The organism is Alcaligenes ammonioxydans (assembly GCF_019343455.1).
Lineage (GTDB): Bacteria > Pseudomonadota > Gammaproteobacteria > Burkholderiales > Burkholderiaceae_B > Alcaligenes > Alcaligenes ammonioxydans.
Map to the genome: position 1 here is coordinate 2595087 of NZ_CP049362.1, position 15649 is coordinate 2610735.

The window sequence follows — 15649 nt, forward strand, 5'->3', positions numbered from 1 at the left end:
GGCTAAGAAAGTTAGATAATGATAATCATTCTTATTATCATAGTCAATCGAGTCGATAGCTTGTTTCAATTTTTACTTATAGCCTTTAGCCATACATACTGGCGTAGGCCAACACCGCCCTGACGGCCGAGACAAAAGGGCCACCGTGCATTGACGGTGGCCCTGACCTGAACCCATGCAGCCAGCGCATGAGACTTACTGGCCGCTGGCCTGCTTCTCGTCCAACGCGCTCAACACCACATCGCGAGTCAATTCCGGGGCCAGCATCTCCAGCAACTCAAAAATATAATCGCGCAAAAATGCCCCCGCCTTTACCGCCACCTTGGTATGGTGAGCGCCAAACAAGTGCCCGGCAGGCAAACCCACCAGCCCTTTGTCGCGCCGTGGATCAAACGCAATACCGGCAATAATGCCAATGCCCAAACCGACATCCACGTAGGTCTTGATCACGTCCGCGTCGATCGCCTCAAGCACAATGTCGGGCGTAATGCCATGCTTGGCAAACGCCTCATCAATCGAGCCCCGGCCAGAAAAAGCATGGTCATAAGTGACGATGGGATATTGAGCCAGCGTCTCGATGGACAGTTGCTTGTTGGCGGGCAGGTCTGCCAGAGGGTGATCCGGTGTGACCACAACCGTGTGTTCCCAGGTGTAGACGGGCAAAGCGACCAGGCCCGGCGTCAGCGCCAGAGTCTCGGTAGCGATGGCCACATCGGCCTGCTCATGAATGACCATCTGAGCCAATACAGGCGGGCTGCCCTCGGCAAGGGACATATGCACCTTGGGAAAGCGGCGACGGAACTCGGGTATGACCTTGGGCAGCAAATAACGTGCCTGGGCGTGGGTACATGCGATCACCAATGTCCCTTCGTCCCGGCGGGCGAAGTCATCGCTGACTCGCTTGAGGTTATCGATCTCGCGCATGATGCGGTCAATCACCTCGGCGACGGCCTCTCCCGGTCGGGTCAGGCCCTTGATGCGTTTTCCATGACGTTCAAAAATCTTGATGCCCAGCTCATCTTCAAACTCGATGATCGCCTTGGACACTCCTGGTTGGGAGGTATACAGCGAACGAGCGGCTTCAGTCAGATTGAAGTTACGTCGGATGGTCTCTCGGACAAAGCGGAATTGTTGAATATTCATATAATAATAGCCCTAGGTACAGGGCTATTATATGTAATAAGAAACAGCTCGTTTATTGCATTAAGTTATATATTTAGATTCAACCATTACGTCATGCTGATGGTTGTGTTCATGGTATTGGCATGAGCCTGCCAACGGGCAGTCACTGTTTTAGTCTGTGTCCAGAACTGAACGGCCTGTTTGCCATTGGGGCCCAAGTCGCCCAGCTTGGACGCGCGCGAACCGGTAAAGCTGAACCAGGCCACGGGCACTGGGATGGGGATATTGATCCCGATTTGCCCCACATCGATACGGTTTTGAAAGTAACGCGCATGGCCGCCGTCCTGAGTAAAGATGGACACACCATTCCCATTGGGGTTGCGGTTGACGAACTGCACCGCCTCTTCCAAGGTGTTGACGCGCACGATACACAGGACAGGACCGAAAATCTCTTCCTGGTAAATACGCATATCGGTCTTGACATCGTTAAAGATGGTTGGCCCCACAAAGTTGCCATTCTCGTATCCCGGCACCTTCACACCCCGGCCATCAAGCAGAAGCGAGGCCCCCTCCTGTACGCCGGATTCAATCAAGGACTCAACTCGCTGACGGGCACGAGGCGACACCAGCGGTCCCAGATCGGCTTGGCGGTCTGTGCCCACATTCACCTTCATGGTTGCCGCGCGCTTGACCAGTTCATCAACCCACTCACCGGTTTCTCCCACCATCACGGCAACGGAAATTGCCATGCAACGTTGACCAGCCGCGCCGAAAGCAGCACCCAGGAGCTGGTTAATGGCGACATCACGATCTGCGTCAGGCATCACGATGCAATGGTTCTTCGCTCCCATCATCGCCTGCGAACGTTTGCCGGCTTCTGTCGCACGACGGTGAATTTCAGTGCCAACCGCAGTAGACCCAATAAAGGACACGGCCTTGACCTCGGGATGCGTCACCAAGGCATTGGCAATCTCGGCTCCGCCATGAACCACATTGAGCACGCCGGGGGGCAAGCCCGCTTCCAGCGCCAGTTCGGCCAGCATCAGACTGGCGCTAGGGTCCTGCTCGGAGGGTTTGAGCACAAAGGTATTGCCGCAGGCCACCGCCAGCGGGAACATGAAACAAGGCAGCATGACGGGAAAGTTGAACGCGGTGACACCGGCACACACGCCCAAGGGCTGGATTAGGGTGTACACGTCAATACCACCGGCCGCGTTTTCCGCATATTCACCCAACTGCATTGAGGCAATCGAGCAGGCGTACTCAATCACTTCCAGCCCCCGGCCTACTTCACCTTCCGCATCGGGCAAGGTCTTGCCGTGTTCACGGGAGATGGCTTCGGCCAGCCTGGCACTGTTTTCACGCACTAGTCGCTGCAAATTAAGCATGACGCGCATGCGGGCGCCCTGACTGGAATGACGCCAGCTTTCATAGGCTTTGGCCGAACTGGCGATGATTGTTTCCAGTTCGTCCATCGTGGCGTAAGGAACCTGGGCCACCACTTCCTGGGTGGCAGGATTGAGCACATCGTCCCAGCGGGTGCTCTTGGACTGCACATGTTGTCCATCAATCAGCAAAGGAACACGAACCACTTCCGTCATAACCTGTCTCCAATGAATTGCTCAGGCGGCTAAGCCTTATTTTGTTATCCCCCTTGTATGAGGGTTCTCATTGAGTGTAGAGGCCTCAGAACCTGTTTACCATGTTGAAAATTGCACAGGAGCTGGGCATTTATGCACAAGTCTTTTTCAGGGCGGGCTACTCACCATGGACTGGGATAATCTGCGGTATTTTCTGGAGGTGGCCCGCTGTCAACGAATCAGCGTGGCGGCACAGCGCCTTGGGGTGCAACACAGCACCGTGGCACGCCGCATCCAGGCTCTGGAACAGGAGCTGGGCTTGCGCCTGTTTCATAAGTCCACGGTCAGCGGCTATAGCCTGACCAGCGAGGGACAAAACCTCCAGCAGAAAATGGAACCGGTGGAAAGCCGTTTACTGGCCGCGCGCGATGCGATCACGGGCAAGGCAAGGCCGCTGACGGGCAAGCTGCGCCTGGGCTGTACCGAGGCCTTTGGCAGCTACGTACTGACCCCGCTCTTAAGTGTGTTCCAGGCCCATTATCCTGAACTGACGCTGGAACTGCTACCTGTCCCCCGCCCAATCAGCTTGTCGCGTCGGGACGCTGACCTGGCCATTGCGCTGGAACGCCCCCAACGCGGGCCTTATTGGTGTACCCGTCTGGCAGACTACAGTTTGCGGCTCTACGCCCATCAAGACTATCTGACCGCGCACGCGCCCATCGAGACGGTGCAGGATCTGTCTCAACACCGTTTTATCGCCTACGTGGATGATCTGGTATTCAGCGACAGTCTGCGCTATCTGGAGGAGATAGTCCGATCGGCTGCCGTGCGTTTTCGCAGCACCAGCGTCATTGCGCAATATCAGGCCACCTTGCAAGGCCAAGGCATTGCAGTGCTGCCCTGTTTTCTGGCGAAAACCGATCCGCGACTGCGCTGTGTCTTGCCCGATCAGGTCGAACTACGCCGTCGCTTCTGGATGTTCTGCAACGAAGAGCAACGCCAGAATCCCAGCCTGACGCGATTGTGGCATTTTCTCAAGCAATCCGTGGCGGAGCGGCAAGACCTGCTGGACGGCGCCTGAGCCGGCCACTTTATCCAGCGTAATGGGGAAAGCCCCAAAAAAGGGGCAGGACGCTGCCGGTATGCTCTCTATCAGCTCGCTGCAGGCGGTTTGGGGGCCTTGATGCGTAACTTACGCCACATCATAAAGACCATAATCAACAAGAAGATCGCATGGACCAGCCATAGACCCAGCTCAAAACCCAACTGACCGTTTCGGATCCAGCCTCGCGACAGGTTGATCAGATTCATGTACAGCAGCCCCACCAGTCCCGCCATCAGAATATTGCCGGAGCGGCCCAGACGCGGATTCACCGCTCCCAGGGGGATGGCCAGCAAGGCCAGATTCAAGGCAGCCAGGGGCAAGGCCACGCGCCACATGATCTGGGAGCGCGCTTCGTTGTTATCATCCGTCAGCAACATACCCGTCTGGCGGGCCTTGATCTGCTGCTCTGCACGAGCGCGGATGGTTTCAGCGGTATTGCCCGCATCCCGACTTTCCAGACGCATGCCATAGCTTTCAAAATCCACCATGCGAAACTCTGCCTGCCCCGGCTTCAAGTCATAACGGTGACCTTCGCTCAAAACCAGAAAACGGTCGCCATTGGGCTGCTCCTCCATCCGAGCGCTTTGCGCCGTCACAATGCTCAACCATTGCGGATCGATCACGCGAGCGATGACATTACCCAGTTCGTCCCCTTCTTGCTCCGGCGAATCCGCATAAAACACGCGCGCGCCGTCATCAGACTCGATAAATTGTCCGGCGGTCACCTTGCTCAAGTCCGAGCGTTGCTCAAAGCGCTGCCGGTACTCGGCGATCTGACGATACGCCCAGGGCGAGGCCTGCAAGGTCAACACAGCGATCAGGATCGCTACGGGTACGGCGCACTGAAGCACAGGCGTGATCCAGTTTTTCAGGGACAAACCGCTGGCGAACCAGACCACCATTTCAGACTCGCGATAACTGCGCGTCACGGTAGTGAGAACGGCAATAAACAGGGAAACGGCCAAAATGATCGGCAAGGCGGTAATACTGGAAAAGGCGGCCAGACCCAGCACCACATCCGGGCCAATGGCACCATTGGCGGCTTCGCCCAGCAAACGTACCAGAAGTACACTAAGCCACACAATCAGCAAAGTGGACAGCACCACGCCGCTGTGACTTAAGATTTCGGATACCGCAGAGCGTTTAAATAGAGACATATGAGAATTTGCGAGATAATCGCAGGTACGATTTGCGACACACTGAGGATAGTTGAATGGAATTTAGCACACAGACATCCGCTTCTTTGCACCAAATTAAGACAGCCGCGCTCGGCGTGGGCGTCTTTACCGAGGGCATTCTAAGCCCCGCAGCGGAACTTATCGACCGCGCCAGCAACGGAGCGGTGAGCGCTGCCGTGAAAGCCGAGTTTAAAGGCAAGCCCAACACCCATCTGGTGCTGCGCAATCTGCCCGGTGTGAAGGCCGAACGCGTTATTTTAGTCGGCTTAGGCGCCCAAGAGGAATACAAAGCAGAAACGCATACACAGGCACAGGCTTGTCTGGCCTCTTACTGCCTGAAAGCGGACCTGAAAGAAGCTGTGTCGGCCTTGGCCAGCATCGACTGCAAAGGCACGACCTTGCGCAGCCGGGCCCAAGATGCCGCCGTGGCGGTGTGCCGAGCCAGCTACCGCTATACGGCCACACTCAGCAAGCCCGAACCCGCACCCCAACTGAGCCAGTTCCTGCTGTGGACAGCCCGCACCCAAGCCAGCGAAGCCAAAGCCGGTCTGGAGCAAGGCCAGGCCATTGGTAACGGTGTCAACCTGACGCGTCTGCTGGCAGATCTACCCGGCAATATCTGCACGCCCACCTATCTGGGCAAGACAGCCAAGCAACTGGCCAAGGAATTCAAGACACTCAAAGCCGAAGTGCTCGAGCGCAAGCAGATTGAAGCCTTGAAAATGGGCTCGTTTCTGTCGGTGGCCAAAGGCTCGGATGAACCCCCAGCGTTCATCGTGCTGCGTCACACTCCCACCACCAAGACCAAGCACGAGGACGGCCCTATCGTTCTGGTGGGTAAAGGTCTGACATTTGACTCGGGCGGTATCTCCATCAAGCCAGCCGGCAATATGGACGAGATGAAGTACGACATGGGCGGTGCTGCCAGCGTTCTGGGCACCATGCGTGCCATTGCCGAACTCAATATTGATCGCGAAGTAATCGCTGTCGTGGCCTCTTGCGAAAACATGCCCAGCGGTCGCGCCAACAAGCCGGGCGATGTAGTGACCAGCATGTCGGGCCAGACCATTGAAATCCTGAATACGGATGCCGAAGGTCGCCTTGTCCTGTGCGATGCCCTGACCTACGTCGAGCGCTTCAAACCGGCCGCCGTGATCGACATGGCTACCCTTACCGGTGCCTGCGTGGTGGCCCTGGGCCACATCAATACAGGTCTGTTCTCGCCGGACGACGAACTGGCCGAGGAACTGCTGCAAGCGGGCAAGCAAACGGGCGACACCGCCTGGCGCATGCCGCTGGATGATGCCTACCAGGAGCAATTGCGCTCGAACTTTGCAGACATGGCCAATATTGGTGGGCCACCTGCCGGTTCCGTCACCGCCGCCTGCTTCCTGGCGCGCTTTACCAAAGCCTACCGCTGGGCTCACCTGGACATCGCCGGTACCGCCTGGCGCGGTGGCAAGGACAAGGGCGCCACGGGCCGTCCCGTGCCTTTGCTGGTTCAGTACCTGCTTAATCAGTGTCGCTAAGCATGACTCGCGTCGATTTTGCTTTCGGCGCGCCAGATCGCTTGCGCATGGCCTGCGAGGTCGTGCGCAAGCACTACGAGGCGGGTCGTCAGGTGGTGGTCTATCTCTCCGACCCCCGTCAACTGGCTCGCTTCGATCGATTGCTGTGGGGTTTTGAATCCACGGCCTTTGTGCCACATGTAGGCGTCGAAGACTCCCTGGCCGCCCAGACCCCTGTACTGCTGACCAGCACCGCCCCCATAGCCCGCGATGAGCAAAGCTGGCTGTTGAATCTGGATGTGCAGTGCCCACCCGGTTTTGAGCAGTTTTCACGCGTTCTGGAAATTGTCTCTGAACGGGAAACCGACCGTACCCAGGCCCGCGAACGCTGGCGTGTGTACCAGACACAGGGTTGCCAAGTGCATGCCCATAAGCTGGGTACTTGAACAATCAAGAAGCTTCTTGATTATTCAGGTAAATGTCAGTTATTCTTGATTCATGATCTCTCTGCATTCTAAGGACTCATCATGAGCGAATTTCGTCAATCAAGCTTGCCCGAGCATAACGGCACCCTGGGCGCCCAGTCGCTGATTGCTCGCAATCGCGTCCTGCGCAACACCTATTGGCTACTGGCCCTGTCCATGATTCCCACCGTCTTGGGAGCCTTGCTGGGCCTGTCTTCGGGCATTAACCGGGTCATGGGCGCCAGCCCTGGTCTGAGTGCCATTGTTTTTCTGGTCGGTGCCTTTGGCCTGATGTTCCTGGTCGAAAAGAACAAGAACAGCTCGCTGGGCGTCGCCCTGCTGATGGCCTTTACCTTCTTTATGGGCATCATGTTGTCGCGCCTGCTCGGCTTTGTGCTGGGCATGGGTAATGGCGCTCAACTAATCATGCTGGCTTTTGGCGGAACCGCTGCGGTCTTTGCCACCATGGCAACCGTCGCCAGCACCACCAAGCGTGACTTCAGCGGCATGCAGAAGTTTCTGTTTGTCGGTGCCGTTATCTTGCTGGTAGCCGCCCTGGCCAACATTTTTCTGCAACTGCCTGCATTGATGCTGACCATCTCCGTAATGGCGATTGGCATTTTTTCAGCCTTTTTGCTGGTGGACTTGCAACGCGTCATCAATGGCGGCGAGACCAACTATGTGTCAGCCACCTTGGCCATCTATCTGGATGTCTACAACATCTTCAGCAACCTGCTGATGCTGTTGGGCATATTGGGTGGTAACCGCGAATAAGATCGCAAACCCGAACACCCCTGCCCCCTTTGCGAAGGGGGCTTTTTTTATCCTATCCACCGCACTCGACGCTGAAAGACCCTTTTCAGGCCTTGCTCATCCAGCCTGAGCACCCCACCCTTCCATCGGCTTGGGGTGTGCCTGCGCGGACTTTTCAAGCGGGCTGTCGCGGCCCTGAATCACCCTGATGAATCATCCTGTTTTTCGTGTCCTTGCCCAGACGCGCAGGTATAGTAAACCTTATAGAAAAATTTCCCCTTTGGAGAACACTGGTGGCAGTCTTTGAAACTCAACATATTGTCGATAATCTGCGTGCGGCCCGCGAAGAATGGCGACAGGCGCATCAACGCCTGAACGAGCTTGAGGGACAGGAGTTTCCGTCGGTACAAGCTCTGATTCAAGTGATCGAGCAGCTCAAAGGAATTTTGTTTCCGATGCGTCTGGGCAGCCCGGAACTACGTCGCGAGTATGAAGACCACTTTGTAGGACACCACCTGGGACAGGCACTGAACACGCTGCTGCAACAAGCCCGTATCGAGCTGCAACGCGCAGCGCTGCTGCGTGGTGATCAATACGATCGTGAAACGATTGAAAACCAGGCTCATCAGGCCATCCAGGCCTTTGCCAATAAACTGCCCGACTTGCGCCGCACCCTGGATCTGGACGTGGTGGCAGCCTACCAGGGAGATCCAGCCGCCCGCAACGTGGATGAAGTGCTTTTGTGCTATCCGGGTCTGCTGGCCATGATCCATCACCGCATCGCCCACGCCCTGACCAATCTGGGCCTGCCCCTGACGGCGCGCATCATTGCTGAACTGGCTCACAGCCAGACGGGCATTGATATTCATCCAGGTGCGCAAATTGACCATTCGTGCTTCATTGACCACGGCACCGGCGTTGTCATTGGCGAGACGGCGATTATCGGCAAGCGGGTGCGTATCTACCAGGCAGTCACACTCGGTGCCAAGCGCTTTAGCAAGGATGAAAAAGGTTTGCTGCTCAAAGGCCAGCCTCGTCACCCGATTGTGGAGGACGACGTCGTCATTTACGCCGGCGCCACGATTCTGGGCCGTGTCACATTGGGGGCAGGCTCGACCATTGGCGGAAATGTCTGGATTACCGAAGACGTACCAGCTGGTTGTTCGGTGACCCAGGCCAACCTGTTGCGCAATCAGCCCGACTGTCCAGAAAAGCTGCTCTAAACCATCTGAGGCGGTGACACGGAACTGAGGCGGGCTTGCTGCCTCCGGTCTTTATGAAAAGATCACCCTCATAAAAAAACGACTCCATATCGCTGGAGTCGTTTTTTTTTACTGAGGATTCATTTCCGGCGCAACCCTCACGCCAGCGAGTTGCCCACTATCAGGCTTGGCAGGCGCAGCATGCCCAAGCCTCATACCTTGGGGGGCGGCACGAGGGGACCTGGACGCCACATGTTGATCAAGCCTTCCAGCGCCATTAAAGAAATCGCAATCCAGATCGGAATGTAGGTCCACCATTGACTGGCACTCATAGGCTCATTCAGCAGCAAATAGGCCACCCAGAACAACAGGACAGGCTCCACATAGCCCAGTATTCCGAAAAGGGCCAGGGGCAACTGCCGACTGGCAGACAAGTAGCTGACCAGAGCCACTGAACTGATCAGGCCCAGGACCGGCACCTGCCAGAACAAACGAGGCTCGTCCGCAAATACGCCCCACATCTGTGTATCTTGCACAAAGAGCAGCCAGCATGCGGGTAGAAACAAAAAGCTCAGATCAAACCACAGCGATGCCAACGAACCCAGCCGCAGGTGACGGCGCAACATAAAATACGGTGGGTAGCCTATCACCACCACAGCGGTCGCCCATGAGACGCTTCCCACGCGCAACAGCTCATGCAGCACCCCCAGGCCGGCCAGAGCAACAGCAATCCACTGCATGCGGCTTAGCCTGTCCTTGTAAATCACCCGCCCCACCAGCACCATCATCAGCGGCAACAGAAAGTAGCCCAGTGATACGTCCAGTGCCATTTGATGCAAGGGCGCCCATACGAAAATCCAGAGCTGCACGCCCACCAAGGCGGCGGCCAGCAGCAACAGGGCAAAATAGCGCCAGTTGCCGGGCCAGTGACGCAGTACCCAACGCACCTCTCGCCAACGTCGCGCGCGGGTGATCACCAATGCCAAAGCGGGCAAACCCAAGACAATACGCCAGGCAAAAATCTGCTCGCCACTGAGCGGATGCAAGACCGTGGCATAGTAATACAGACAAGCGAACAAGGCTGAGGCCAGAACCGACAGCAATACTCCCTGCTTCATGAATGTGCCTCGTCCATTTTCTGTCGCCGTGCATAAGCCTGGCCTACGCTAAACAAGCGATCACGCTTTAATAAGGTATGGGTATCCAACGCCTGGGCTTCGGGTGTCAACATCAAGGCTGGCAAGGCATCGAGCAAACGCTGCATCAGCTCGGGATAAGCGCTCATATACAAACCCAAGAGTTGGTCCGGCTCCCACAAGCTGATCCCCAGGCGACGCAATTCAGAACGATTGAAGTCTTTTAGATTACGCGTCAGGATACCGACTGCCTGATCGGGGTAGCGCTGCTGTGCTAGACGAGCACTGGCAATCACATGCCAGTCCTTGGCATCAGAGTAGCGCAGGTTTTTCTTGAACTCGCTGCTGTCGCCCAAATCCGCCTCGGGATAGCGTTGCTGTAACTGCTCCCATTGCTCTTCGATGGACAATGGCATGACCTTCCAGAGGCGGCCCGCATTGCGACGCCATTCATCCCCGATGACCGGGCTCCAGACAGGTTTGAACAACTGTTCGTCGGCCAGAGCCAAAAGCAGACGGCGCAACACATTGGAAATCAGTACGCAGGTATCGAGAACCAGCACGGCAGGAAGAGAGGCGGCCATATCAATAGCGTTGCAGCTGCATAAGAACAGAGCGGGTATGCAAGGGGCGGCCCAACAGGCTGTTGAGCCGTTCACGCAAGCGTATGCGCAATTCAGGCTCCCCAACAGGATCGTCAAAATCAGGCGTGGCCTCATCAAAGCCATAGCCTGTCTCGGTCAGCAGCACCCACTCAAAGCGCCGCAAGGCTCCCGCCACAGGAGGACGAGGTACCTGGGCCAGATGTACCAGGGCTTCCTCATAGGCATCGTATAAAACAGGATGGGGATCTTCGCGTGGCAACAAACGAATCAATAATTCATTCATATACCAGGCCGACATCAGGGCACGTCCCTTTAAAGGCCGAATTCCGGCACAGTCCGCTCGCGTCAATGTCTTGACTTCGTTTTTGCCCGACCAGGCCAACAACAAAGGCTGAAACACAGACAAAGCAGGCCGCAAAATGGAATGCGGCCTTTTCGCGCCTTTCGCGACCATCGGCACCAGTCCGTGGTTGCGTGTAAAGGCATGGCAGATCAGAGACGTTTCACGCCAGGCACTGGTGTGCAGTATGTAGCCCGCTTCGTCCTGAAAGCGATGACGGGGATTACTCATACCCCAGGTCACGCAGGACCGCTTCACGATCAGACCAGCCTTTACGCACCTTGATATACACGTCCAGGAACACCGGCTTGTCGATCAACTTGGCAATATCCTGGCGAGCTTCAGTTGCAATGCGCTTCATGTGCATGCCACCGGCTCCCAACAGAATCGGACGATGGCTCTCGCGCTCGACGACGACGCAAGCCGCAATGCGCGCGCCCTGCTCGTTCTCATCCCATTGTTCAATGACAACGGTGCAACCATAGGGCAATTCATCGCCCACCAGACGGAAGATCTTTTCGCGCAGCAGCTCTGAGGTAATGAAACGAACCGAGCGATCGGTGATGGTATCCGCATCGAACATGGCTTCGCCCTCGGGCAGACGCGAGGCGATCTCATCGAGCAAAGGTTCCAGTTGCAGGCGTTTTGCTGCACTGACCGGAATCACGGCACCGTACTCAAACTCCTGGGACAGGCGAGCAATGTAAGGCAACAAGTCATTCTTGCTCTTGAGTGCGTCAACCTTATTGATCACCAAAATGGTCTTGCCGCCTTTGGGCAGCATGGGCAACAGCTCAGCGTCTGCCGCGGACCACTTACCGGCTTCAACCACATGCACCACCACATCCACATCGGCCAGAGCCTGAGTCACCACGCGGTTCATCATGCGGTTCATGGCGCCGCCGTGCTTGGTTTGAAAGCCGGGGGTATCCACAAACACCATCTGATCATGCTCACGCGTCAACACGCTGTTGATGCGATGCCGGGTCGTCTGCGCCTTGCGCGATACGATCGAGATCTTGCTGCCGATCAGGGCATTGGCCAGTGTGGACTTGCCCACATTGGGCCGTCCTACGATAGCCACGAACCCGCAGCGAAAAGGGGTATCTGTCATTGTGTTTCCTGCGACACCGCCACGGGCAGAGTCAATTGTGAGGGGCGACGATGGCGGCTGGCGCGCGTCGTCTTGGCTGGAAATTCAGCTTCTAAAATAGCGATTGCCTGTGTGGCGGCGGCTTGTTCCGCAGCACGCCGGCTGCTGCCACTGGCTTGCACATGGATATTGAGCTTGGCGATCGTGCATTCAATATCGAAGAGCTGATCGTGAGCAGCGCCATGCGTGGCCACCACGGTATACACCGGCAAATCCAGCTTTCGGCCTTGCAACAACTCTTGCAGCAAGGTTTTGGGGTCTTTCCCCAAGGTCTTGGGGTCCACATCGACCAGCATGGGTTCATACAGCTGGGTGATGACGGTTTGGGCTTGCGTAAAGCCGGCATCCAGAAAAACAGCGCCAAATATTGCTTCCAGGGCGTCGGCCAGAATGGAGGGGCGACGAAAACCGCCGCTCTTGAGCTCCCCTTCCCCCAAGCGCAGATAATCCGACAAACCCAGGCGCGTTGCAATTTCAGCCAGGGCAGCCTGCTTGACCAGATTAGCGCGCAGACGCGACAGATCGCCTTCGTCAATACGTTGAAAGCGCTCAAACAACAAGGCCGCAACCGTGAAGTTCAAAACCGAATCGCCCAGGAACTCCAGACGCTCGTTATGACGAGCGCTGTGGCTGCGATGGGTCAAGGCCTGCTCCAGCAGGCCTATGTCTTTAAAGGAGTAGCCGATAGCGGCTTCAAGCAAAGCAAGACGTTTCATTAATGGAAGCGACCTATACGACTAAGTTCGCGGAAATTCATCCAGATAAAAAAGGCGCGTCCCACAATATTCTCATCGGGTACAAAGCCCCAATAACGACTGTCCAGACTATTGTCGCGATTATCTCCCATAACGAAGTAATTACCCTCTGGCACGACACACGAGATGCCATTGGAGAAATACTCACAGGAGTCGCGATGGGGGAACGCCACGATGGGCATCAGTCCCTGCGGCTGGGTCTTGTTCAACAGGATGTTGTGCTGCACCTTGCCCAGCTCTTCCAGATAGCGCCCGATATAGGCAGAACGATCCGGCTCATAATAATCACCACTGCGCACCTGGGTAATAACCTGTCCATTGACGGACAGCACTTTGTCACGGTACTCGATCCGGTCACCGGGCACGCCAACTACGCGCTTGATGTAATCCACGCTGGTGTCCACAGGGTAGCGAAACACAATCACATCGCCCCGCTCGGGCTGACCCAAGGGCACCACCTTGGTGCCACTGACGGGCAGACGAATGCCATATTCGTACTTGTTCACCAAAATGAGATCGCCATTTTTCAGTGTAGGCAGCATGGAGCCGGATGGAATGCGAAATGGCTCAATAATGAAAGAGCGCAGTACAAACACGAACAAAATGACCGGGAAGAAACTGACACCATACTCAATCCACCACGGCATGCGATTGGCCTGGTCATAGGCTTCCTGGCGCAACTGCTGCAAATGCTCGGGGTCTTGAGCTGCCGTTTCCGGTACCGCCTGCATCGCAGCCTGCGCGCGCGCCAGACGACGTGCCCGCAAGGAGAAACGATCCAAAAACCAGATTGCGCCAGTCAATATCAGCAGTACAAACAAAATCAGAGCGAAATCCCAGCTCATCGGTTTCCTTTAAAGAAATTAAAGCAGTCCTGGCTGTGGCCGGCTTGAACCGCCGGCCCCCAGCATTACTTATCCTCGACCTGCAAAATTGCCAAAAAGGCTTCCTGCGGAATTTCCACGTTTCCAACCTGCTTCATCCGCTTCTTACCGGCTTTTTGCTTCTCAAGCAGCTTCTTCTTGCGAGAGATGTCACCGCCATAACACTTGGCCAGCACGTTCTTGCGCAGTGCCTTGACGTTCTCGCGAGAAATCACTTCGGCACCAATGGCGGCCTGAATCGCAATATCAAACATCTGGCGCGGGATCAGGGATCGCATCTTGGCGACCACTTCACGGCCGCGGTAACGGGCGTTGCTGCGGTGCACGATCATGGACAGCGCATCGACCCGGTCACCGTTGATGAGGATATCGACCTTGACCACGTCCGCCGAGCGGTATTCCTTGAACTCATAATCCATCGAGGCATAGCCGCGCGAGACGGATTTGAGCCGATCAAAGAAGTCCAGCACGATCTCGGCCAAGGGCATTTCATAGACCAGGTTCACCTGACGGCCATGATAGGTCATATTTAACTGCAAACCGCGCTTGGCTGTACACAGGGTCATGACCGGGCCCACGTATTCCTGCGGCATTAGCAGCGAAACCACAACAATGGGTTCGCGTACGTCTTCAATATGCGCGACTTCCGGCATGCGCGAGGGGCTTTCAATCATCAGCACTTCGCCATCGCGTCGCTCGACTTCGTACACCACCGACGGCGCGGTGGTGATGATGTCCATGTCGAACTCACGCTCCAGACGCTCCTGGACGATTTCCATATGCAGCAGGCCCAAAAAGCCACAGCGGAAACCAAAACCCAGTGCCTGGGACACTTCAGGTTCGAACATCAGGGAGGAGTCGTTCAGCTTCAGCTTCTCCAGCGAGTCACGCAGTTGATCGTATTCACTGCTTTCCACCGGATACAGACCCGCGAACACCTGGGGCTTCACTTCTTTAAAGCCGGGCAGCGCGCTTTCAGCTGGTTTGCCCGCCAGTGTGATGGTATCGCCCACCTTGGCGTGCTCCAGTTCCTTGATGCCTGCAATGATAAAGCCCACCTCACCGGCAGACAGATGCGGACGGTTTTCAGACTTGGGCGTAAAGACCCCGATGTGCTCGACCAGGTGCGTCGCACGCGTGGCCATCAGCAGAATCTTTTCCTTGGGCTTGAGTACCCCATTGACAATGCGGACCAGCATGACCACGCCCACGTAGTTGTCAAACCAGGAGTCAATGATCAGAGCTTGCAGTGGAGCAGACGGATCACCCACTGGCGGGGGAACACGCGCCACAATGGTTTCCAGGATATCGTCAATACCCAGACCGGTCTTGGCGCTGGCCGCAATCGCATCGCTGGCATCAATGCCGATAACGTCCTCTACTTCCTGGCGTGCTGCGTCAGGATCAGCCGAAGGCAAGTCCATTTTGTTGAGCACGGGAATCACTTCCACGCCCTGGTCCAAGGCGGTATAGCAGTTGGCCACGGTCTGTGCTTCCACCCCTTGCGAAGCGTCCACCACCAGCAAAGCACCCTCACAGGCCGACAGGGAGCGGCTGACTTCGTAGGAGAAGTCGACGTGGCCGGGGGTGTCGATCAGGTTCAGGTTGTATACCTTGCCATCCCGAGCCTTGTAGTGCAAAGCCGCGGTCTGGGCCTTAATCGTAATGCCACGCTCTTTCTCGATGTCCATCGAATCCAGAACCTGGGTCGACATCTCGCGGTCGGCCAGGCCACCACAGCGTTGGATCAGGCGGTCAGCCAAGGTCGATTTGCCATGATCGATGTGGGCAATAATAGAGAAATTGCGGATGTGATCCATAAACCCGTTACTAAACAAAGAAATGTTGAGGCGCAATGCCAGAA

15 protein-coding genes are annotated in these 15649 nt (G+C 56.3%); 5 read left to right on the forward strand and 10 right to left on the reverse strand.

Translation table 11 applies throughout. The features are described 5' to 3' along the window. Window positions 1–195 precede the first annotated feature (195 nt). Window positions 196–1143 carry a CysB family HTH-type transcriptional regulator gene (locus tag FE795_RS11940; protein ID WP_003800920.1) on the reverse strand — a complete coding sequence of 316 codons (948 nt, stop codon included), beginning with the start codon at window positions 1141–1143 and terminating at the stop codon, window positions 196–198. An 86-nt stretch (window positions 1144–1229) separates the two neighbouring features. Beyond that, entirely contained in the window at window positions 1230–2723 is a 1494-nt protein-coding gene (locus FE795_RS11945) for a CoA-acylating methylmalonate-semialdehyde dehydrogenase (protein ID WP_059317996.1), read from the reverse strand. A 166-nt stretch (window positions 2724–2889) separates the two neighbouring features. Between FE795_RS11945 and FE795_RS11950 the strand changes: the two genes are divergently transcribed. Further along, window positions 2890–3783, forward strand: a complete 894-nt coding sequence (locus tag FE795_RS11950) for a LysR family transcriptional regulator (protein ID WP_219234952.1) — start codon at window positions 2890–2892, stop codon at window positions 3781–3783. Window positions 3784–3854: 71 nt separating this feature from the next. On the opposite strand, the gene lptF is transcribed toward FE795_RS11950, so the two are convergent. Then, window positions 3855–4964: an LPS export ABC transporter permease LptF gene (gene lptF / locus FE795_RS11955; RefSeq protein ID WP_003800927.1), complete on the reverse strand. Its 1110-nt coding sequence runs from the start codon at window positions 4962–4964 to the stop codon at window positions 3855–3857. A 56-nt stretch (window positions 4965–5020) separates the two neighbouring features. Between lptF and FE795_RS11960 the strand changes: the two genes are divergently transcribed. The 4 genes from FE795_RS11960 to epsC all read left to right on the forward strand — a co-directional run bounded on the left by FE795_RS11960 (window position 5021) and on the right by epsC (window position 8933). Beyond that, on the forward strand, window positions 5021–6514 hold the full coding sequence (locus FE795_RS11960; protein ID WP_003800929.1) for a leucyl aminopeptidase: 1494 nt from the start codon (window positions 5021–5023) through the stop codon (window positions 6512–6514). A 2-nt stretch (window positions 6515–6516) separates the two neighbouring features. Further along, on the forward strand, window positions 6517–6939 hold the full coding sequence (locus tag FE795_RS11965; protein ID WP_219234954.1) for a DNA polymerase III subunit chi: 423 nt from the start codon (window positions 6517–6519) through the stop codon (window positions 6937–6939). 81 nt (window positions 6940–7020) lie between these two features. After that, window positions 7021–7731, forward strand: coding sequence for a Bax inhibitor-1/YccA family protein (locus FE795_RS11970; RefSeq protein ID WP_003800932.1), 711 nt, complete (start codon window positions 7021–7023; stop codon window positions 7729–7731). 272 nt (window positions 7732–8003) lie between these two features. Then, on the forward strand, window positions 8004–8933 hold the full coding sequence (gene epsC, locus FE795_RS11975) for a serine O-acetyltransferase EpsC (protein ID WP_003800935.1): 930 nt from the start codon (window positions 8004–8006) through the stop codon (window positions 8931–8933). A 191-nt stretch (window positions 8934–9124) separates the two neighbouring features. Here the strand turns inward: epsC and rarD are convergent, their stop codons facing one another. The 7 genes from rarD to lepA form a co-directional block, all read right to left on the reverse strand. Further along, the gene (gene rarD, locus FE795_RS11980) at window positions 9125–10030 is read right to left on the reverse strand and encodes an EamA family transporter RarD (protein WP_219234956.1); all 906 of its coding nucleotides are present in this window, start codon (window positions 10028–10030) and stop codon (window positions 9125–9127) included. Beyond that, a complete protein-coding gene (locus tag FE795_RS11985; protein WP_003800938.1) occupies window positions 10027–10632 on the reverse strand; it encodes a PIN domain-containing protein in 606 nt (201 codons plus the stop codon). Before FE795_RS11985 ends, rarD begins: the two co-directional genes overlap by 4 nt. Before the next feature lies 1 nt (window position 10633). Continuing rightward, window positions 10634–11224 (reverse strand): DNA repair protein RecO, encoded by a 591-nt coding sequence (gene recO, locus FE795_RS11990; protein ID WP_003800939.1) that lies wholly within the window; start codon window positions 11222–11224, stop codon window positions 10634–10636. Further along, window positions 11217–12107 carry a GTPase Era gene (gene era, locus FE795_RS11995; protein WP_003800941.1) on the reverse strand — a complete coding sequence of 297 codons (891 nt, stop codon included), beginning with the start codon at window positions 12105–12107 and terminating at the stop codon, window positions 11217–11219. Before era ends, recO begins: the two co-directional genes overlap by 8 nt. Then, window positions 12104–12862, reverse strand: coding sequence for a ribonuclease III (rnc, locus tag FE795_RS12000; protein ID WP_003800943.1), 759 nt, complete (start codon window positions 12860–12862; stop codon window positions 12104–12106). The genes era and rnc overlap by 4 nt, the downstream gene beginning before the upstream one ends. Then, on the reverse strand, window positions 12862–13746 hold the full coding sequence (gene lepB, locus FE795_RS12005; RefSeq protein ID WP_003800944.1) for a signal peptidase I: 885 nt from the start codon (window positions 13744–13746) through the stop codon (window positions 12862–12864). The genes rnc and lepB overlap by 1 nt, the downstream gene beginning before the upstream one ends. A gap of 65 nt (window positions 13747–13811) precedes the next feature. Further along, window positions 13812–15605: a translation elongation factor 4 gene (gene lepA / locus FE795_RS12010; RefSeq protein ID WP_219234958.1), complete on the reverse strand. Its 1794-nt coding sequence runs from the start codon at window positions 15603–15605 to the stop codon at window positions 13812–13814. Between the last annotated feature and the right edge of the window lie 44 nt (window positions 15606–15649).

What these genes read in the sequence shown, in the direction of transcription:
- FE795_RS11940 (WP_003800920.1), bottom strand. Translation starts at nt 1,143, where the DNA reads ATGAATATTCAACAATTCCGCTTTGTCCGAGAGACCATCCGACGTAAC.
- lepA (WP_219234958.1), bottom strand. Translation starts at nt 15,605, where the DNA reads ATGGATCACATCCGCAATTTCTCTATTATTGCCCACATCGATCATGGC.
- recO (WP_003800939.1), bottom strand. Translation starts at nt 11,224, where the DNA reads ATGAGTAATCCCCGTCATCGCTTTCAGGACGAAGCGGGCTACATACTG.
- FE795_RS11950 (WP_219234952.1), top strand. Translation starts at nt 2,890, where the DNA reads ATGGACTGGGATAATCTGCGGTATTTTCTGGAGGTGGCCCGCTGTCAA.
- lptF (WP_003800927.1), bottom strand. Translation starts at nt 4,964, where the DNA reads ATGTCTCTATTTAAACGCTCTGCGGTATCCGAAATCTTAAGTCACAGC.
- FE795_RS11965 (WP_219234954.1), top strand. Translation starts at nt 6,517, where the DNA reads ATGACTCGCGTCGATTTTGCTTTCGGCGCGCCAGATCGCTTGCGCATG.
- era (WP_003800941.1), bottom strand. Translation starts at nt 12,107, where the DNA reads ATGACAGATACCCCTTTTCGCTGCGGGTTCGTGGCTATCGTAGGACGG.
- FE795_RS11970 (WP_003800932.1), top strand. Translation starts at nt 7,021, where the DNA reads ATGAGCGAATTTCGTCAATCAAGCTTGCCCGAGCATAACGGCACCCTG.
- FE795_RS11985 (WP_003800938.1), bottom strand. Translation starts at nt 10,632, where the DNA reads ATGGCCGCCTCTCTTCCTGCCGTGCTGGTTCTCGATACCTGCGTACTG.
- FE795_RS11960 (WP_003800929.1), top strand. Translation starts at nt 5,021, where the DNA reads ATGGAATTTAGCACACAGACATCCGCTTCTTTGCACCAAATTAAGACA.
- lepB (WP_003800944.1), bottom strand. Translation starts at nt 13,746, where the DNA reads ATGAGCTGGGATTTCGCTCTGATTTTGTTTGTACTGCTGATATTGACT.
- rnc (WP_003800943.1), bottom strand. Translation starts at nt 12,862, where the DNA reads ATGAAACGTCTTGCTTTGCTTGAAGCCGCTATCGGCTACTCCTTTAAA.
- FE795_RS11945 (WP_059317996.1), bottom strand. Translation starts at nt 2,723, where the DNA reads ATGACGGAAGTGGTTCGTGTTCCTTTGCTGATTGATGGACAACATGTG.
- rarD (WP_219234956.1), bottom strand. Translation starts at nt 10,030, where the DNA reads ATGAAGCAGGGAGTATTGCTGTCGGTTCTGGCCTCAGCCTTGTTCGCT.